This is a genomic window from Qipengyuania sp. SM2507, from assembly GCF_053714505.1.
On record NZ_CM132307.1, the window covers coordinates 1,322,200 to 1,339,193 of the forward strand.

Annotated in this window: 20 protein-coding genes and 1 tRNA gene; 10 read left to right on the forward strand and 11 right to left on the reverse strand. The window is 64.0% G+C overall.

Going from position 1 to position 16,994, the window contains the following annotated elements:
* Nucleotides 1-52: 52 nt before the first annotated feature.
* The 4 genes from carA (at nt 53) to greA (ending at nt 5,633) form a co-directional block, all read left to right on the forward strand.
* Nucleotides 53-1,231 carry a glutamine-hydrolyzing carbamoyl-phosphate synthase small subunit gene (carA, locus tag ACWIKC_RS06440; RefSeq protein WP_454599286.1) on the forward strand — a complete coding sequence of 393 codons (1,179 nt, stop codon included), beginning with the start codon at nt 53-55 and terminating at the stop codon, nt 1,229-1,231.
* Entirely contained in the window at nt 1,228-1,725 is a 498-nt protein-coding gene (locus tag ACWIKC_RS06445; RefSeq protein ID WP_454599287.1) for a hypothetical protein, read from the forward strand. The genes carA and ACWIKC_RS06445 overlap by 4 nt, the downstream gene beginning before the upstream one ends.
* Nucleotides 1,726-5,061 (forward strand): carbamoyl-phosphate synthase large subunit, encoded by a 3,336-nt coding sequence (carB, locus tag ACWIKC_RS06450; protein WP_454599288.1) that lies wholly within the window; start codon nt 1,726-1,728, stop codon nt 5,059-5,061.
* A 104-nt stretch (nt 5,062-5,165) separates the two neighbouring features.
* Nucleotides 5,166-5,633: a transcription elongation factor GreA gene (gene greA, locus ACWIKC_RS06455; RefSeq protein ID WP_454599289.1), complete on the forward strand. Its 468-nt coding sequence runs from the start codon at nt 5,166-5,168 to the stop codon at nt 5,631-5,633.
* A 76-nt stretch (nt 5,634-5,709) separates the two neighbouring features.
* On the opposite strand, the gene ACWIKC_RS06460 is transcribed toward greA, so the two are convergent.
* The 5 genes from ACWIKC_RS06460 to ACWIKC_RS06480 all read right to left on the reverse strand — a co-directional run bounded on the left by ACWIKC_RS06460 (nt 5,710) and on the right by ACWIKC_RS06480 (nt 7,986).
* The gene (locus ACWIKC_RS06460; RefSeq protein ID WP_454599290.1) at nt 5,710-5,946 is read right to left on the reverse strand and encodes a DUF4170 domain-containing protein; all 237 of its coding nucleotides are present in this window, start codon (nt 5,944-5,946) and stop codon (nt 5,710-5,712) included.
* 133 nt (nt 5,947-6,079) lie between these two features.
* Entirely contained in the window at nt 6,080-6,598 is a 519-nt protein-coding gene (locus ACWIKC_RS06465; protein WP_454599291.1) for a hypothetical protein, read from the reverse strand.
* A gap of 29 nt (nt 6,599-6,627) precedes the next feature.
* On the reverse strand, nt 6,628-6,984 hold the full coding sequence (locus ACWIKC_RS06470; protein WP_454599292.1) for a hypothetical protein: 357 nt from the start codon (nt 6,982-6,984) through the stop codon (nt 6,628-6,630).
* The gene (locus tag ACWIKC_RS06475) at nt 6,981-7,415 is read right to left on the reverse strand and encodes a phage holin family protein (protein ID WP_454599293.1); all 435 of its coding nucleotides are present in this window, start codon (nt 7,413-7,415) and stop codon (nt 6,981-6,983) included. Before ACWIKC_RS06475 ends, ACWIKC_RS06470 begins: the two co-directional genes overlap by 4 nt.
* Nucleotides 7,416-7,434: 19 nt before the next feature.
* A complete protein-coding gene (locus ACWIKC_RS06480; protein WP_454599294.1) occupies nt 7,435-7,986 on the reverse strand; it encodes a hypothetical protein in 552 nt (183 codons plus the stop codon).
* Here ACWIKC_RS06480 and ACWIKC_RS06485 point away from each other — a divergent pair.
* Both ACWIKC_RS06485 and eno read left to right on the forward strand, forming a co-directional pair.
* A complete protein-coding gene (locus tag ACWIKC_RS06485) occupies nt 7,985-8,242 on the forward strand; it encodes a hypothetical protein (RefSeq protein ID WP_454599295.1) in 258 nt (85 codons plus the stop codon). The two genes, ACWIKC_RS06480 and ACWIKC_RS06485, sit on opposite strands and share 2 nt — an antisense overlap.
* Nucleotides 8,243-8,274: 32 nt before the next feature.
* On the forward strand, nt 8,275-9,561 hold the full coding sequence (gene eno / locus ACWIKC_RS06490; protein WP_454599296.1) for a phosphopyruvate hydratase: 1,287 nt from the start codon (nt 8,275-8,277) through the stop codon (nt 9,559-9,561).
* A 13-nt stretch (nt 9,562-9,574) separates the two neighbouring features.
* Here eno and ACWIKC_RS06495 read toward each other — a convergent pair whose 3' ends face one another.
* Entirely contained in the window at nt 9,575-9,826 is a 252-nt protein-coding gene (locus tag ACWIKC_RS06495) for a hypothetical protein (protein WP_454599297.1), read from the reverse strand.
* Nucleotides 9,827-9,945: 119 nt separating this feature from the next.
* On the opposite strand from ACWIKC_RS06495, the gene ACWIKC_RS06500 reads away from it, so the two are divergent.
* Complete coding sequence (locus ACWIKC_RS06500; protein ID WP_454599298.1) at nt 9,946-11,001, forward strand: phosphotransferase family protein; 1,056 nt, start codon at nt 9,946-9,948, stop codon at nt 10,999-11,001.
* Complete coding sequence (locus tag ACWIKC_RS06505; protein WP_454599299.1) at nt 11,001-12,089, forward strand: hypothetical protein; 1,089 nt, start codon at nt 11,001-11,003, stop codon at nt 12,087-12,089. Before ACWIKC_RS06500 ends, ACWIKC_RS06505 begins: the two co-directional genes overlap by 1 nt.
* Here the strand turns inward: ACWIKC_RS06505 and ribH are convergent.
* The gene (gene ribH / locus ACWIKC_RS06510) at nt 12,086-12,508 is read right to left on the reverse strand and encodes a 6,7-dimethyl-8-ribityllumazine synthase (RefSeq protein ID WP_454599300.1); all 423 of its coding nucleotides are present in this window, start codon (nt 12,506-12,508) and stop codon (nt 12,086-12,088) included. The genes ACWIKC_RS06505 and ribH overlap by 4 nt on opposite strands.
* A gap of 14 nt (nt 12,509-12,522) precedes the next feature.
* Nucleotides 12,523-13,788 carry a 3,4-dihydroxy-2-butanone-4-phosphate synthase gene (ribB, locus tag ACWIKC_RS06515; protein WP_454599301.1) on the reverse strand — a complete coding sequence of 422 codons (1,266 nt, stop codon included), beginning with the start codon at nt 13,786-13,788 and terminating at the stop codon, nt 12,523-12,525.
* A gap of 210 nt (nt 13,789-13,998) precedes the next feature.
* Between ribB and ACWIKC_RS06520 the strand changes: the two genes are divergently transcribed.
* The gene (locus ACWIKC_RS06520; RefSeq protein WP_454599455.1) at nt 13,999-14,337 is read left to right on the forward strand and encodes a hypothetical protein; all 339 of its coding nucleotides are present in this window, start codon (nt 13,999-14,001) and stop codon (nt 14,335-14,337) included.
* A 99-nt stretch (nt 14,338-14,436) separates the two neighbouring features.
* Here the strand turns inward: ACWIKC_RS06520 and ACWIKC_RS06525 are convergent.
* Nucleotides 14,437-14,512 (reverse strand) — tRNA-Lys (locus ACWIKC_RS06525).
* Between the two features lie 84 nt (nt 14,513-14,596).
* A complete protein-coding gene (locus tag ACWIKC_RS06530) occupies nt 14,597-14,929 on the reverse strand; it encodes a hypothetical protein (protein WP_454599302.1) in 333 nt (110 codons plus the stop codon).
* 205 nt (nt 14,930-15,134) lie between these two features.
* On the opposite strand from ACWIKC_RS06530, the gene ACWIKC_RS06535 reads away from it, so the two are divergent.
* A complete protein-coding gene (locus tag ACWIKC_RS06535) occupies nt 15,135-15,848 on the forward strand; it encodes an autoinducer binding domain-containing protein (RefSeq protein WP_454599303.1) in 714 nt (237 codons plus the stop codon).
* A gap of 24 nt (nt 15,849-15,872) precedes the next feature.
* Here ACWIKC_RS06535 and rodA read toward each other — a convergent pair whose 3' ends face one another.
* Nucleotides 15,873-16,988 carry a rod shape-determining protein RodA gene (gene rodA / locus ACWIKC_RS06540; RefSeq protein ID WP_454599304.1) on the reverse strand — a complete coding sequence of 372 codons (1,116 nt, stop codon included), beginning with the start codon at nt 16,986-16,988 and terminating at the stop codon, nt 15,873-15,875.
* Nucleotides 16,989-16,994: the final 6 nt, after the last annotated feature.

A 16,994-nucleotide genomic window follows, 5' to 3' on the forward strand; every position in this document is an offset into this window, starting at 1 on the left:
AGCCGCTGGGCCTTAGCACACATTGCCGACCACCCCTGACACCGGAGCGCCCATGGCCCGTCCCGCACCTTCGCACGCGCAACCGCAAGGGGCCACCGGAGTCGTTGTCTTCGCCGACGGGACCTGCATCTGGGGCAAGGGCTTCGGCGCGACCGGCAGCGCGGTGGGCGAAATCTGCTTCAACACCGCGATGACGGGCTATCAGGAGGTGATGACCGATCCCTCCTACGACAGTCAGATCGTCACCTTCACCTTCCCGCATATCGGCAATGTCGGCGCCAACGAGGAAGACCACGAGAGCCGCGGCTTGGGCGCGGTCGGCTGCATCGTCCGGCAGGAGGTCACCCCACATTCCAATTTCCGCGCGCAGCAGGAATTCGCCGACTGGTGCCGCTCGCATGGCAAGATCGGCCTGTCGGGCGTCGACACCCGCGCGCTGACCCGGCGCATCCGCATCGACGGCGCACCCAATGCGGTGATCGCGCATGATCCGAAGGGCAATTTCGACATCCCTGCGCTGCAGGCGCAGGCGGCGGAGTGGTCGGGGCTCGAAGGGCTCGATCTGGTCCCGCGCGTGACCCGCGAAGGCACCGAGGACTGGAGCGGCGGGCACTGGCAGCTGGGGCACGGCTTCGGCGCGAGTGAGGGCGAAAGACCCCACGTCGTCGCGCTGGATTACGGCGCCAAGGACAACACCTTCCGCTATCTGGTCAAAGCTGGCGCGAGGGTGACGGTGGTCCCCGCGCGCAGCACGCTCGGCGATATCCTCGCGCTCGAACCCGATGGCGTGTTCCTCTCCAACGGGCCGGGCGATCCGGCGGCGACGGGCGTTTATGCGGTGCCGGTGATCCAGGCGCTGCTCGAGCGCGACGTGCCGCTGTTCGGCATTTGCCTCGGCCACCAGCTGCTCGGCCTCGCCGCGGGGGCGAAAACCGCCAAGATGTTCCAGGGCCACCGCGGCGCCAACCATCCGGTCCAGCGGGTCGGCGAAGGCTGGGGCGACAGCACCGGTCTGGTCGAGATCACCAGCATGAACCACGGCTTCGCGGTCGATGGCGACAGCCTGCCCGCGGGCGTGGAACAGACCCACGTCTCGCTGTTCGACGGCACCAATTGCGGCATCGCGATCACCGGCAAGCGCGCCTTCGGGGTGCAATACCACCCCGAGGCGAGCCCGGGTCCGCAGGACAGCTTCTACCTGTTCGAGAAGTTCGTGGGGATGTTGGGGTGAAGCAATTCCTTGCTTTGATGGCTCTAGCCAGCACTACCTCGCTGTCGGTATCCGGCTGCGGTGAAGCGACAACTTCGCGGAGTGAACAGGTGTCCTTTAATGATCAGGGACCTACTTCTGTCGCCGAATGCATCGACAAGCTGGCCAAAGGAGGCGAGATTTGGGGCGAGGGGAGCGTTCGAGCGACTCTTGTCTACGATGTCACCGATCTTGGATTGAGCGGCGCGAAACAGTTCGGGAAGCGATCGCCAAACGGGAATGGCGAACTCTCGATCACCATTCACCAAGGCGAGGCGCTTGAGGGTGCGGTCAACGATTTTCTCCAACGCACGCCAAAAGGCGATACCGAGTTGTTCGCCGCGGATGATCTGATCCTTCTGCGCATCAACGATGATGCGGCCAGTCCGTTCGATGCGGCCCTGCGCACGGGCTGTGAAAGACTGCGCGATGGCGTAACCATTCGCCAGTACACCTTCTCGAGAGGCAATACCTGAATGCCCAAGCGCACCGACATCTCCTCGATCCTCGTTATCGGCGCCGGGCCGATCATCATCGGCCAGGCCTGCGAGTTCGACTATTCGGGCACGCAGGCGATCAAGGCGCTGCGCGAGGAGGGTTATCGGGTCATCCTGGTCAATTCCAACCCCGCCACGATCATGACCGATCCGGACATGGCCGATGCGACCTATATCGAGCCGATCACCCCCGAGATCGTCGCCAAGATCATCGCCAAGGAGCGCCCCGATGCGCTGCTCCCGACGATGGGCGGGCAAACCGCGCTCAACTGCGCGCTGGCACTGGATGCCGATGGCACGCTGGAGAAATACGGCGTCGAGATGATCGGCGCCAAGGCCGATGCCATCGACAAGGCCGAGAACCGCAACCGCTTTCGCGAGGCGATGGATGCGATCGGGCTCGAAAGCGCGCGCAGCGGGATCGCGCGATCGGTCGAGCAAGCGCACGAGGTGCTCGAAACCACCGGCCTGCCCGCGATCATCCGCCCCAGCTTCACGCTCGGCGGCACCGGCGGCGGGATCGCCTACAACAAGGCCGAGTTCGAGCGGATCGTGCGCGAGGGGCTCGAGGCCTCGCCCACCAAGGAAGTCCTGATCGAGGAATCGCTGCTCGGCTGGAAAGAGTTCGAGATGGAGGTGGTGCGCGACCGCAAGGACAATTGCATCATCATCTGCGCGATCGAGAACGTCGATCCGATGGGGGTCCACACCGGCGATTCGATTACCGTCGCGCCCGCGCTGACGCTGACCGACAAGGAATACCAGATCATGCGCAGCGCCAGCATCGCGGTGCTGCGCGAGATCGGGGTGGAGACGGGCGGCTCCAACGTTCAGTTCGCGGTCAATCCCGAGGATGGCCGGCTGATCGTGATCGAGATGAACCCGCGGGTGTCGCGCTCATCCGCGCTGGCGTCCAAGGCTACGGGCTTTCCGATCGCGCGGATCGCGGCCAAGCTGGCGGTGGGCTACACGCTCGACGAGCTGACCAACGAGATCACCGGCGCCACCCCGGCGAGTTTCGAACCGACCATCGACTATGTCGTCACCAAGATCCCGCGCTTCACGTTCGAGAAGTTCAAGGGCGCCAAACCCGAACTGTCGACCGCGATGAAATCGGTGGGCGAGGTGATGGCGATCGGGCGCAGCTTCGCCGAGAGCATGCAGAAGGCTCTGCGCGGCCTGGAGACCGGGCTCGACGGTTTCAACCGCGTGCCCGAGCTCGAGGGGGTATCGAAGGACAAGATCACCGCCGCGCTGTCGCAGCGCAATCCCGAACGGATCCTGCGGATCGCGCAGGCCTTCCGCGAAGGGTTCACGGTCGAGGAAGTGCAGGCGATCACCGGCTTCGACCCGTGGTTCCTGCGCCAGATCGAGGCGATCATCTACGAGGAGCAGATGATCGGCCACAACGGCCTGCCGCGCGACGCGGTGGAGATGCGGCGGCTGAAAGCGATGGGCTTTTCCGACAAGCGGCTGGCGACGCTCGCGGTGCGCTCGGTCGGGGTCGCGGGTGGCATGGCCGAGACCCAGGCGCGCCGTTCGGGCCTGCTCCACGACGCACTGCGCGCCATGGCGGGCGCGACCAGCGAACGCGAAGTCCGCGACCTGCGCCGCAAATTGGGCGTCGAGCCGGTGTTCAAGCGGATCGACAGCTGCGCCGCCGAGTTCGAGGCGGTAACGCCCTATATGTATTCGACCTACGAGGCGCCCAGCTTCGGTGAAGCGGAGAACGAGGCACGGCCCACCGATCGCCGCAAGATCGTGATTCTCGGCGGCGGGCCCAACCGCATCGGCCAGGGGATCGAGTTCGACTATTGCTGCGTCCACGCCTGCTTCGCGCTGGCCGAGGCGGGCTACGAGACCATCATGGTCAATTGCAATCCCGAGACCGTCTCGACCGACTACGACACTTCCGACCGGCTCTATTTCGAGCCGCTGACCGAGGAGGACGTGCTCGAGATCCTGCGTGTCGAGCAGCAGGCGGGCGAACTGGTCGGGGTGATCGTCCAGTTGGGCGGGCAGACCCCGCTCAAGCTCGCCGCCGCGCTCGAGCGCGAGGGCATTCCGATCCTCGGCACCAGCCCCGATGCCATCGATCTCGCCGAGGATCGCGAGCGGTTCGCCAAGCTCGTCAACAAGCTCGGTCTCAAGCAGCCCGACAACGGCATCGCCAAGAGCCGGGACGAGGCCGCGGCGGTGGCGCGGACCATCGGCTATCCGGTGCTGCTGCGCCCGAGCTACGTGCTCGGGGGCAGGGCGATGGAAATCGTCGATTCCGAAGCTCAGCTCGACGATTACATCGCCACCGCGGTCAATGTCTCGGGCGACAGCCCGGTGCTGGTCGACCAGTATCTGCGCGACGCGATCGAATGCGATGTCGATGTCGTGTCCGATGGCGTCGAGGTGCGCATCGCCGGGGTGATGCAGCATATCGAGGAAGCCGGCGTGCACTCGGGCGATAGCGCCTGCACCCTGCCGCCCTACAGCCTGTCGGACGAGATCGTTGCCGAGATGGAACGCCAGGCACGCCAGCTCGCGCTGGCGCTCGATGTGCGCGGGCTGATGAATGTGCAATTCGCGGTGCAGGACGGTCCCGATGGTCAGGAAGTATTCCTGATCGAGGTCAATCCGCGCGCGAGCCGCACCGTACCCTTCGTCGCCAAGGCGATCGGTCGCCCTGTGGCCAAGATCGCCGCGCGGGTGATGGCGGGCGAGCCGCTCTCGAATTTCGAGCCCTTCGACATCCGGCCCGCGCATATGAGCGTCAAGGAAGCCGTGTTCCCCTTCGCGCGCTTCCCCGGGTCCGACCCGGCGCTTTCGCCCGAGATGAAAAGCACCGGCGAGGTGATGGGGATCGATGCCGATTTCCCCGCCGCCTTCCTGAAATCCCAGCTCGGTGCGGGAATGATCCTGCCGCGCGCCGGGACGCTTTTCGTTTCGGTAAAGCACAGCGACAAACCGGTCATTCTCCCGGCGGTCAGGACGCTGATCGAAATGGGCTTCAAGGTCATCGCCACCGACGGGACGCAGGCCTATCTGGCGGAGCAGGGGCTGGCGGTCACGCGGGTCAACAAGGTAGCCGAAGGACGCCCGCATGTGGTCGACGCGATCATCGACGGCGAAGTCGATCTGATCTTCAACACCACCGAGGGCTGGCAGTCGCTGCTCGACTCGCAATCGATCCGCGCCTCGGCGCTGGATCGCAAGCTGCCATACTACACGACCGCCGCCGCATCGCTCGCCGCCGCGAGAGCGATCGCGGAAGTTCGGCCCGACGAGCTTGAAGTGCGCTCGTTGCAAGACTATTATAGCTAGCTGACAATTATCCTTCCGGACATTCCACGCTGATCGAACCGCTCACATGAGCGGCGCAGCCGCGAATTGCCGGAATCGACAGAACAGGAAGGACACTGGTCCGAATGGATAAGGTACCGATGCTCGCCGAGGGTTATGAGAAGCTCATGACCGATCTCAGGGCTCTGCGCGAAGAGCGCCCGCGCGTCGTCGATGCGATCGAGGAGGCGCGCGCGCATGGCGATCTGTCGGAAAACGCGGAATACCATGCTGCGAAGGAGCGCCAGGGCCAGATCGAGATGAACATCGCGGACATCGAGGACAAGGTAACCCGCTCGCAGATCATCGACCCGACGACGCTTTCGGGCGATCATATCCAGTTCGGTGCGACCGTGACGCTGCTCGACGAGAACGACAAGCCGGTCAAATACCAGATCGTCGGCGTGGTCGAGGCCGATGCCAACAAGGGTCGCATCTCCTACAATTCGCCCATCGGTCGCGCGCTTATCGGCAAGCGGCTCGAAGACGAAGTCGAGGTGACCGTTCCCTCGGGCGACAAGTTCTACCTGGTCGACAAGATCGAATATATTTGAGGGATTTGCCCGCCGGGGGACACCGGGGGGCTTGCCAATCCGGACGCCGGGTTCCGCTTGATCGCAGACCTCGGCGTTATCGTTTGATGCTCGGGTCCAGCAGCTTGTGCAAATGGACCACGACATATTTCATTTCGGCATCGTCGACGGTGCGCTGCGCATTGGCGCGCCACATATCCTCGGCCGCTTCGTAATCCGAATAGACCCCGACGACATGGATCGATTCCGGATCCTTGAATTCCATGGTGCGCGGGTCGGAGACGCGTCCGCCCATCACGAGATAGAGCGTCTGTTTGGCGGTGGTTTCTTCCATGGCGATGATCGGCTTTCGTCTGGGGAGGGGATGCCGCGCCCCATATAGCAAGCGGCGCGACAGACAAGCCCGTCGCGCCGCTCGAAATTTCGACCCGGAAGCATCCGGCCGGAAGCATCCGGGTTGCGCAGGCTTAGTGGTTCAGTCGCGAACGCAGGTCACGCATGGTGCGCGAGGCCTTGCGACCCGCGCGACGCTTGGTGCCGCGCAATGCATCACCGGCAACATCCGCACGATAGGCCGCGTCGCGGCGCAAACTGCGCGCTGCGGAGCTCAGCGTTTCGCCGAGATCGTGAAGGCCATCCGAACCGGAACGCGCTGCCGCCGAGGTGGCGGTGCCAGCGCGATCGAAGGCGTTGAGACCGTAATTCATGGCGGTGTCCGCAGCCATCGCTGCCAGTACACCGGTACGGCGCGTCAGGCGACGACCGGGGCGCGTCATCGCGCCGATCGCGAGGCCGAGGCCGATCGCACCGGCAACGGTTGCCAGCGGATGCCGCTTGGCGAAATCGGTGACTGTATCGGCGGCGTCCTTGGCCATATCGGCCACGCTGCGATCGGCGTTGCGCTGCTCGGCGGCTCCGATCTTCTCGCGCAGCTCGGCGCGCTTATCTTCATCGGTCAGGATTTTGGTACCCGTCTCGTTACTCATGGTTTTCTCCGAAATTTGTGTCTGGGCGCTCAACGGCGCCAGCGGTTGTCTTGTTCCAAATCGTCATCGTGATGCCCGTCGCGATCATCGTCGCTATCGTCATCGTCCGCCTCGCTGCCGAACAGCCCGTCGATAATCGGGTTGCGCGCGAACCAGAGCACCAGCGCCGCGACGATCGCGGCCAGCGCGCCCTTGTTGTCGGACGCGACCTCGACAGCTTCGTCGTAGACCTCGCTCGCGCCATCGGCGATACGATCGGCGGCGCGCGCTCCGATGCTGCGTTCGGCGAGGTCGGCCTTGAGATGCGCGATATCGGCTTCGACCAAAGCCTTGGCCGAATTGCGCAAATGGCGATCCTCGATCATGCGGATGCGACGGTCGCTCATTCGCCATCCTCCGCAAATGCCGAGCGGATATCGGCCAGCTTGTTCTTGAGCATGCTCAGCAGCACCACGCCCAGAACGATCAGCGAGATCGTCACAATCGCGGTCGCAATCCATGGTCCGACCAGCGGCATCAGCGCGATCACGACGCCGACCGTCAATGCAATCAGCGCGAGGTGGAAAACCCCGAACGCCGCAGCGCCATAGGCGACGACGAATTTGACGCGATTGGCAGCGAACCCCGCGCGGCTCTTCTGATAGGCGACCTCGGCTTGCGCATAGGTCTTGCCGTCATCGAACAGCGCGACCAGATCGTCGAACAGGGAAGGAGGGGGAGGGCCAGCCTCCCCCTCATCATCCTCGTATTGGTCGGGCAGATCGGTAGCGCCGATATGCTGTCGCCTGGTTTCGATGTCGCTGTCCAATACGGTCATGCCCCGATCCTGCGCGCGTTCAGCGACGCGAGCCGCCGAAGATGCGCGAGAGCATATAGCCGGCGACGGCTGCGATGCCGATCGCGAGGCCCGGGCTCTTGCGGACGAATTCGCGGCCGTCCTCGGTGAGTTCGTCGAGCGACTTCTGATCGAGCTTGGCGGCGGTGTCGTCGAGCGACCGCGATGCAGTGCGGGCGTAATCGCCATATTGTGCGCCGAGCTTCTCGTCGACAACATGGGCGTTGTCGGCGACCATCCGGCTCAACGAGGCGATGCCGCCGCTCAGCTTGGCCTTGCCGTCGTTTGCGAGCTCACGACCCTTGGTCTTGGCTTCTTCGCCATAGCCCTTGGCATCGGTGGCGAGCGCATCGCCCTTGCCGCGCGCCTGGCTGCGATAGGCACTGGCCCGCTCGCCGGCTTCGGCGCGCAGGGCGGCGGCACCGGCCTTGGCTTCCTGGACCGCGGCGTTGAAGCGCGTCTTGGCTTCGGCACGATGCTCGTTGCTCGCGCCGGTGTCGGTCGCGCCGGACGTGCCGGTGGTCGTTTTGGGTGAGGTTGCGGTGTTGGTCATGGGTGCGGTCTCCTTCGCTGCGCCGGTCTTTGCCACGGTCTTGCGTGGCTTTGCGGCGTTGGTTTGCTTTGCGGCGGATTTCTTCGACGCCTTCTTGTTATTGCTGTTGGGCGTTTCTGCCATCGGTCATACCCTCGATTTTCAGTTTTCGTCCGGACAGCTCGAAGCGACCCGGCCTTCGATATTGCAACGCAACTTGCGGAGCTTGGTTCCGCGACATACAGCGACCCGAACTCCCAATCTGGGGGTGTATTAGAGAATTGCAACACTTCGACGGAGCCCGCCGCAATGACCCTGATTATCGACCTGCACGCCCGCGAGATCCTCGACAGTCGGGGCAATCCCACGGTTGAGGTCGATGTGCTGTTGGACGATGGCAGTTTCGGGCGCGCCGCGGTTCCCTCGGGCGCCTCGACAGGGGCGCATGAAGCGGTCGAACTGCGCGACGGAGACATGAGCCGCTATCACGGCAAGGGGGTCCAAAAGGCGGTCGAGGCGGTCAACACCGAGATCGCCGATGCCATCCTCGGGCTCGATGCCGAGGATCAGCGCGACATCGACATGGTGATGATCGCGCTCGACGGGACCGACAACAAAAGCCGGATCGGCGCCAATGCCATTCTCGGCACCAGCCTCGCGGTTGCCAAGGCGGCAGCCGACGCTCGCGGCCTGCCGCTCTATTCCTACATCGGCGGGGTTTCGGCGCATGTCCTCCCGGTGCCGATGATGAACATCATCAATGGTGGTGAACATGCCGACAATCCGATCGACATCCAGGAATTCATGGTGATGCCGGTGGGCGCCGACAGCCTGGCCGAGGGCGTGCGTTGGGGCGCGGAAATCTTCCACACGCTCAAGAAGGGGCTGGCGCAGAAGGGCCTTTCGACCTCGGTCGGCGACGAGGGCGGCTTCGCCCCCGATCTCGCCAGCACCCGCGACGCGCTCGATTTCATCATGGACTCCATCCGCACCGCCGGTTTCGAGCCCGGCGAGGACGTCGTCCTCGCGCTCGACTGCGCCGCGACCGAATTCTATCGCAACGGCCGCTACGAAATTTCCGGCGAAAAGCTCTCGCTCGACGGTGCCGAGATGGCGGAATATCTCGACCGGCTGTGCCGCGACTATCCGATCCGCTCGATCGAGGACGGCATGGCCGAAGACGATTTCGAGGGCTGGAAGGCGCTGACCGAGCGGATCGGCGACACCATCCAGCTGGTCGGCGACGACCTGTTCGTAACCAATCCCGCGCGGCTTTCGGACGGGATCGGGCGCGGGCTGGCCAATTCGCTGCTGGTCAAGGTCAACCAGATCGGCACGCTGTCCGAAACGCTCCACGCGGTCGATATCGCCACGCGCGCAGGTTACACTTCGGTGATGAGCCACCGTTCGGGCGAGACCGAGGACGCGACCATCGCCGATCTCGCAGTCGCGACCAATTGCGGGCAGATCAAGACCGGTTCGCTGGCGCGCTCGGACCGGCTGGCGAAATACAACCAGCTGATCCGCATCGAGGAAGAGCTCGGCCAAAGCGCGCATTATGCGGGCCGGGCCTGTTTCGGGAAACGCGCGCGCTGAGGGCGCGCCCGGATTATTTTTCCGCGCGGTTCTTGGGGTGCAGCCAATATTGCCACACGCCCCAGGCGTTGATCAGCAACAACACGCCGTTCATCGCCGCCAGCGGGATCGCGCCGTCGTTGAGACCGATATAGATCCACAACATCGACACGCCGCAGAACAATACGAAGCCCCAGCCGGTGGCGCGGCGCCCCAGATCGAAGGCGATCATCGAGGCGGCGATCACCGCGCCGATCGAGGCGATCCAGTCGATCGGTCCATTCATTGTCTCGTCCCCTGCTGCATGCCGGTTTGCCTGATTGTCAGGACGTATCGGCCCGACTAGCGTTCCCCTTCTAACAAAGGACAAGTCCAAAAGGGCTGCCCGACAGGGAGGAGAGCGGTTTGGCAGAATTTCCCACGCATCCCGATGCTGTGACACCCGATTGGCTGGGCTCGGTGCTCGGCAGACCGGTTGCGGCGATCGAGTGGACCGCAATCGGTACCGGGCAGGTCGGCGACAGCGTGCGCTTCAGCATAGCCTTTCAGGGTGCGAGCGAACCCGAAACACTCGCCGCAAAATTCCCGGCTGAGGATGCCACGAGCCGCGGTACGGCGGCGATGTTCGGGCTTTATCGCAAGGAGGTGGAGTTCTACCGGCAGGCGGCGCCGCATCTGCAGGTTCGCGTGCCGGTCGTCCACTTCGTCGACGTCTCGGAGGACGGAGCCGATTTCCTGCTTTTGTTCGAGGACCTGGGTCCGGCGCGGCAGGGCGATCAAATCGCCAGCTGCAGTATCGAGGACGCGAGAGCCGCTATCCGCCAAGCCGCGGCGATCCACGCGCCGAGCTGGGGCAGGGCGGACCTGCTCGAGGCTACGTGGTTGCAACCGCCGCCCGGGCAGGCCGAACGGATCGCGCAGATGTATCCGCAGGCGCAGGCGATCTTTCGCGAGCGCTATGGCGACACGCTCGATCCGGCACTGATGGCGCTGTGCGAGAATCTGGCGGCGGAGAGCGAGCGCTATTTCACCCGCCGCGATGCGCCGCAATGTCTCGTCCATGGCGATTTCCGGCTCGACAACATGCTGTTCGACATCGGCGGTGGGCAGGAATCCATCGCCGTGCTCGACTGGCAGACAACCGCGACCGGCCACGGCATGACCGACGTCGGCTATTTCATCGGCTGCGGGCTGGGCGAAGCCATGTGGCGCCAGCACGAGGATGAATTGCTCGACCTCTATCTGGCGGAAATGGCTGCGCGCGGGGTCGATATGTCGCGCAACGATATCGGGCGCGACTATCGGCTGGGCGCACTCCACGGCGTCTCGACCGCGGTGTTCAGCGCCGCATTCGTCGAGCGGACCGAACGCGGCGATGCCAATTTTCTCTCCATGGCACGCGGGGCCTGTTCGCTGGCGCTGGAGCATGGCAGTATCGCCGCGTTGAAGGGAGACAATTGATGGCCTTGTCCAAGGGCGACGATTTTCCGATCCACCAGACCCCGGAACCGGTCGCCTTCGCGGGCACCGACCGCAATTTCTACGATCGCTATTTCTTCAACGGCTATGCCCCCGACGGCAGCGGTTTCTTCGCCGCCGCTCTCGGCGTCTATCCGCATCTCGATGTGATCGACGCGCATTTCAACGTCGTGCGCGACGGGGTCCAATATTGCATCCACGCAAGCCGCGAGCTGGGCATGGAGCGGATGGATCTGTCGGTCGGCCCCTTCCATGTCGAGGTGCTCGAGCCGCTCAAGCGTCTCAAGGTTAGGCTCGAACCCTTCGAGGGTCTCTCCGCCGAAGTGGAATTTACCGGGCGGTCCTTCCCGATCGAGGAGCCGCGCTTTATCCACCGCATCGGCCCGCGCGCTTTCATGGATTACACGCGGATGACGCAGAACGGCCACTATCAGGGCTGGATCGAGGTCGACGGCGATCGCCGCGAGCTGGCGCCGGGCACCTGCGGCACGCGCGACCGCAGCTGGGGTGTCCGCCCGGTGGGCGCGCGCGATGCGCAGCCGATCCCGGGCCATCCGCAGCTTGGCTTCTTCTGGCAATGGACGCCGATCAATTTCCCCGACGGCAGCCTGTTCTTCCACGTCAATGCCGACAGGCAGGGCCAGGCCTGGAACACCCGCGCCGTCTGGGCGCCCGACGGAGCCGAGGCGGCGGAGTTGTGCGAAGGCGCGGGCGGGATGCGCGCGCGGCTGGAGAGCGGCACCCGCTGGCCGAGCGGCGGCACGCTGTCACTTGCGGTCAAGGGCGCACCGGAGCAATTGCAGCTCGAACCGCTGGGACGCTTCCAAATGCGCGGACTGGGCTACACCCACCCAGAATGGGGCCACGGTATCCACCATGGCGCATTGAGGGTCGAGCGCGAGGATATCGACCTCGCCAGCCTCGATCCGCTCGCGCCCGAGAACCTGCATGTGCAGATGCCCGTGGCGGTCACCGGCGCGGATGTCGATGGGATCGGCGTGTTCGAACAGCTGGCGATCGGGCCGTTCGCGCCGCTCGGGCTCGAGCAGGTGCTCGACGGGGCGCCCTAGCCGCCGAAGCGGTCCGCCAGTTTCAGCAGCGCCATCGCCGCCCTGGCCGCTTCGCCGCCCTTGTCCTTCTGCGCCGGGTCGGCGCGGACGCGGGCCTGATCGTCGTTCTCGACGGTGAGGATCCCGTTGCCGATCGCGATCCCGTCCATGGTCAAGGCCATGATCCCGCGCGCGCTTTCGCCCGCAACGATCTCGAAATGATAGGTCTCGCCGCGGATCACCACGCCGAGCGCCACGTAGCCGTCGTATTCACCGGCCTCCGCCGCCAGCGAGATCGCGCCGGGGATTTCCAGCGCGCCGGGGACGGTGAGCACTTCCGTCGAGTGACCGCCTGCTTCCAGCGCAGCCTTTGCGCCGGCGATCAGCAGATCGTTGAATACGTCGTAGAAGCGCGCTTCGACGATGAGGAATTTGGCCATGGTTTTCGTTCCTGTCAGGCGGGGATGGGTTGCTGGCCGGTGACGCTGAGGCCGTAGCCTTCCAGCCCGACCACGGTCTTTTCGTGATCGCTCAAAAGAATCATGTCGCTCACCCCGCGATCGACCAAAATCTGCGCACCGATGCCGTAGTCGCGCAATTCGCCGCTTGCATGCGGTGCACGCCCGATCTCGGCCTGCAATTGCTCGGGTCGGTCGGGCATGATGCAGACGATCACCCCGCTGCCATGTTCGCCGATCGCCGCCATCGAGCGCTGCAAAGTCCGCTTGCGCGGGCCCGACTGGCCGAGGATGTCGTCGAAGATCGAGATCGAATGCATTCGCACCAAGGTGGCCTGCTCGGGATCGACATGGCCCTTCTGCAGCACGACATGCGTGGCCCCGCCGACCTTGCTGCGATAGCTCATCGCGCGCCAGTCGCCGCCGTAGTCCGAAGTCAGCGCGCTCTCGCTGACCTGCTCGACCAGATGGTCGTTGCGCATCCGGTATTCGATGAGATCACGAATGGTCCCGATCTTGAGCCCGTGCTTGCGTGCGAAGGTCACCAGATCGTCGAGCCGGGCCATGGTCCCGTCCTCGTTCATGATCTCGCAAATCACCCCCGAGGGGTTGAGCCCGGCAAGCCGCGAGATATCGACCGCCGCCTCGGTATGCCCGGCGCGGACCAGCACGCCGCCGTCGCGCGCGGCCAGCGGGAAGACATGGCCGGGTGTGACGATATCCTCGGGGCCCTTGGTCGAATCGATCGCCACCGAAACGGTGCGCGCACGGTCCGCCGCGGAAATTCCCGTGGTGACCCCTTCGCGCGCTTCGATCGAAATGGTGAAGGCGGTCTGCATGCTTTCGCGGTTGTTGCGCGTCATCGGCTCGAGCCCGAGCGTCTCGACCCGGCGGCGGTCGAGCGAAAGGCAGATCAGCCCGCGCCCGTGGGTAGCCATGAAATTGATCGCTTCGGGAGTTGCCATCTGCGCGGGCACGATCAGGTCGCCCTCGTTCTCGCGGTCCTCGTCGTCGACCAGCACATACATCCGCCCGTTGCGCGCCTCGTCGATGATCTCCTCGATCCCGACCAGCACCGGGGTCTCGTCATTGGCATCGAGAAAAGCGTCGAGCTTGCGCAGGGTGTCGCTGGTGGGGTTCCAGCTCTCCAGCGCGCAATCGCGAAGCGTGTTGGCATGCATTCCCGCTGCGCGGGCAAGCCCGGCGCGAGTCATGGTTCCGTCCGCGATCAAGGCGCGGACCCTCTCGACAGTGGTGTTCATACAATCGCGCTATCACATCGCAATGTGAGAGGGCAAGTGTTGGATCACATTACAGGGTGGCTCGATGTTCTCCGTGTTCAGATGGGGCCTTTATGGTCCGAACCCGCCAGGCCAAACAATGCGCTGACTCGCGAGGACACGGTTCTGGTCATGCGAACCGGCACCCCTTAAATGCGCAATCCCGAATTCAGGCAAAACAGGCTGATGCACATGGCTCGCAAACATCCCAAACGCGGCGGATACGCCGAACCTCACCCGGAAGACGATATTCCAACAGCTGTCGAACCATGTTGGCTCTGTGCGCGACCCATTGGAAAAACGATCGTCTGGCATCATCCGGTGCCGAAAAGCCGGGGCGGGCGCGATGTGGTGCCGATGCACCCCATTTGCCAACAGACTTTGATTGCCAACTTCACCAATTCCGAACTGCAGCGTCACGCGACCGATGTGGATGGACTGCTGGCGAACCCCAACGTGCGCAAATTTGTCGACTGGGTGGCCAAGAAAGACCCCGATTTCACCGCGACCACGACAAAAAAGCAGCGCTGAACGGCGCGAGTTGGCCTTCAGCCGGCATGAACCCCGAGGGCCTGGGGGCCCGCCTGGCCGCATGCAGGGCAGTGAACGCAATCGATTATGTATGAAAAGTGGTGGACGCACTTGGGTTCGAACCAAGGACCCGCTGATTAAGAGTCAGCTGCTCTACCAACTGAGCTATGCGTCCACATGCCGGATTTTCATCGGCGCCCCGACTCGGGGAGGCGCTCATATAGCGGGCATTTCCCCAATGAAAAGGGTCAATGTCTTCTTAGCCCTCTGCCAGCGCCCGGGTTACCATCGAGGCGCACTCCTCGGTCAGCGCGAGTTCGGCGGCGAAGGCGTCGTGGAGGCAGGCGCCGACGGTGATCAGGCGGCCCAGTTCGAGGCCGCGCACCAGGCGGAAGGCGACATGCTGCGGCAGGTCGAGCAGCGTGTGGATGTCGCGCAGAGCGGTCTTGCGGCCTTGGCCTTCACGCCCGAACAGGACCACCAGCAGGCGCCATTTGTCCTCGACGCTGCCGAATGTTTCCGGTTTTCCCGAACGCGACAGGCGGTCGAGCGCATAGGGCGGGAGCGCGAAGCACTCTTGCTGCTGCAGCATAACAGTTCCTTGATCATAAAACGAAACCGGCGCCGTCGGAACTGCGCGAGGGTATTGCGATGGTCTGGGGCGATCCGAAGGCATCGGAGAATTGGGTATGTCTTGATCGTTGCGCCGCTCATCTATACGATCTAGCGCAAGTTTGCTGTCGGACCGTTGGGGGACAAGACCCCCTCGGGCCGGGGGAAGTCATAGGAAGGAGCTAATGCTTGTCGATCCCCTGACCAAGGTCGAAAACCTGTTCTGCATCGGGGAAACCATCCGCTACGTCTGCGACGTGGCCGGCAACCTTGGTGCGATCCGCTGCAGCTATCACTTCTCGCCGAGCTACGCGGAGCCCACTTCCGCGAGCACTCAGATCCATACCCAGGGGTTCGACCCGGAATGGGTCGAGCTTTACCAACGCAAGGAGTTTCGGCGGCACGATCCGGTCCCGGAACGTACCTTGCGTCATGGTGCGATGCTGACGTGGACCGAAGCACGAAGGATGGGCACCAACAGCCCCGAAAACGAGGCTTATTTCGAAGCCTCGAAGCGATTCGGGCTGGTCCACGGTGTCGGCCTGCCTTTGTTCGGCCCGAACAATCGCGACGCGTATGCCAGCTTCGACTGGGGTCGTCCGATCGGTGAAGTTCCGGCCGAGCATATTTCGATGGTCAAGGCGGTGTCGCGGGCCGCCCAGATGCGGGTCTGCAATCTGCTCGACCAGGACGATGGCGAACCCACATTGTCGGACCGCGAGGCCGAGGTGCTGCAATGGCTCGCCCATGGCAAGTCGCGCACCGACATCGCCACGATCCTCGATCTCTCGCCCGACACGGTGAAGACCTATATCACGCGGATCTACGACAAGCTCGAGGCGCGCGACCGGATCGCGGCGGTGGTCAAGGGCCTGCGACTGCGGCTGATCTACCTGTAGCGTCAGGTTCCAGCGCGTCGGGCCTCAACGCGTCAGGCCGGAACTGCCCTGGCGGCTGTTCCAGCGATTGACCATCATCAGCGAGCCGATGCAGATCATATTGGTCAGCATCGATGAGCCACCATGGCTCATGAAGGGCAGGGGAATACCCACCACCGGCGCAAAGCCCATGACCATCAGCAGATTGACCGCGACGTAGAAGAAGATCGTAGCCACCATTCCGCCCGCGACCAGCTTGCCGAAGCGGTCGTTCGAGCGCCTCGCGACGAGCAGGCCCCAGCGCAGGATCAGCGCGAAGCAGCCGATCACCACCAGCCCGCCGATAAAGCCCCATTCCTCCGCCATGGTGGCGAAGACGAAATCGGTGTGCGGTTCGGGCAAATATTGCAGATGGCTTTGCGAGCCCTCGTTGAACCCCTTGCCGGTCAAGCCGCCCGAACCGATCGCGATCTTCGACTGGATGATGTGGTAGCCCGCACCCAGCGGATCGCTGGCCGGGTCGAGCAGCGTCGTCACGCGGCGCTGCTGATAGGGTTGCAACCCGAAGAAGAAGGCGAGCGGCGCGATCACCGCAGCGGCGGTACCGAGGATGGCGAACCAGCGCATCGGCAGTCCGGCCAGGAACATCACCACACCGCCACCGAACAGGATGGCGAGCGAAGTGCCCAGATCTGGCTGGACCAGGACCAGCGCGACCGGAATGCCGATCAGCACCCCTGCGGGCACCAGCGCGCGCCAGCTGGAGATCATACCCACGGGCAGATCGCCGTAGAACCGCGCGAGCACCAGCACGATCGCCGGCTTCATCAATTCGGAGGGCTGCAATTGCATGAAACCTAGATTGAGCCAGCGCTGGCTGCCCCCGTTGATCTGCCCCATCGCCTCGACCAGCACCAGCAGCAACAAGATCAGGACATAGACCGGATAGGCAGCGAACTTGACCAGATTGGCCGAAAACAGCGTCATGACGGTCGCCATCACGAAGAAAACGCCGAAGCGGACAAGGTGCGATGCCGCGTAGGGCTCCCAACTGCCGGCGGCCGCCGAATAGAGCACCAGCGCGCCGAAGCCGATCAGGATGAACAGCGGGAACAGCATGCCCCAAGGCTGGCGTGCGACCGGGGTGGGGACGATACTCATCGCGTG

What these genes read in the sequence shown, in the direction of transcription:
- carA (WP_454599286.1), top strand. Translation starts at nt 53, where the DNA reads ATGGCCCGTCCCGCACCTTCGCACGCGCAACCGCAAGGGGCCACCGGA.
- carB (WP_454599288.1), top strand. Translation starts at nt 1,726, where the DNA reads ATGCCCAAGCGCACCGACATCTCCTCGATCCTCGTTATCGGCGCCGGG.
- greA (WP_454599289.1), top strand. Translation starts at nt 5,166, where the DNA reads ATGGATAAGGTACCGATGCTCGCCGAGGGTTATGAGAAGCTCATGACC.
- ACWIKC_RS06460 (WP_454599290.1), bottom strand. Translation starts at nt 5,946, where the DNA reads ATGGAAGAAACCACCGCCAAACAGACGCTCTATCTCGTGATGGGCGGA.
- ACWIKC_RS06465 (WP_454599291.1), bottom strand. Translation starts at nt 6,598, where the DNA reads ATGAGTAACGAGACGGGTACCAAAATCCTGACCGATGAAGATAAGCGC.
- ACWIKC_RS06470 (WP_454599292.1), bottom strand. Translation starts at nt 6,984, where the DNA reads ATGAGCGACCGTCGCATCCGCATGATCGAGGATCGCCATTTGCGCAAT.
- ACWIKC_RS06475 (WP_454599293.1), bottom strand. Translation starts at nt 7,415, where the DNA reads ATGACCGTATTGGACAGCGACATCGAAACCAGGCGACAGCATATCGGC.
- ACWIKC_RS06485 (WP_454599295.1), top strand. Translation starts at nt 7,985, where the DNA reads ATGGGTGCGGTCTCCTTCGCTGCGCCGGTCTTTGCCACGGTCTTGCGT.
- ACWIKC_RS06480 (WP_454599294.1), bottom strand. Translation starts at nt 7,986, where the DNA reads ATGACCAACACCGCAACCTCACCCAAAACGACCACCGGCACGTCCGGC.
- eno (WP_454599296.1), top strand. Translation starts at nt 8,275, where the DNA reads ATGACCCTGATTATCGACCTGCACGCCCGCGAGATCCTCGACAGTCGG.
- ACWIKC_RS06495 (WP_454599297.1), bottom strand. Translation starts at nt 9,826, where the DNA reads ATGAATGGACCGATCGACTGGATCGCCTCGATCGGCGCGGTGATCGCC.
- ACWIKC_RS06505 (WP_454599299.1), top strand. Translation starts at nt 11,001, where the DNA reads ATGGCCTTGTCCAAGGGCGACGATTTTCCGATCCACCAGACCCCGGAA.
- ribH (WP_454599300.1), bottom strand. Translation starts at nt 12,508, where the DNA reads ATGGCCAAATTCCTCATCGTCGAAGCGCGCTTCTACGACGTATTCAAC.
- ribB (WP_454599301.1), bottom strand. Translation starts at nt 13,788, where the DNA reads ATGAACACCACTGTCGAGAGGGTCCGCGCCTTGATCGCGGACGGAACC.
- ACWIKC_RS06520 (WP_454599455.1), top strand. Translation starts at nt 13,999, where the DNA reads ATGGCTCGCAAACATCCCAAACGCGGCGGATACGCCGAACCTCACCCG.
- ACWIKC_RS06530 (WP_454599302.1), bottom strand. Translation starts at nt 14,929, where the DNA reads ATGCTGCAGCAGCAAGAGTGCTTCGCGCTCCCGCCCTATGCGCTCGAC.
- ACWIKC_RS06535 (WP_454599303.1), top strand. Translation starts at nt 15,135, where the DNA reads ATGCTTGTCGATCCCCTGACCAAGGTCGAAAACCTGTTCTGCATCGGG.
- rodA (WP_454599304.1), bottom strand. Translation starts at nt 16,988, where the DNA reads ATGAGTATCGTCCCCACCCCGGTCGCACGCCAGCCTTGGGGCATGCTG.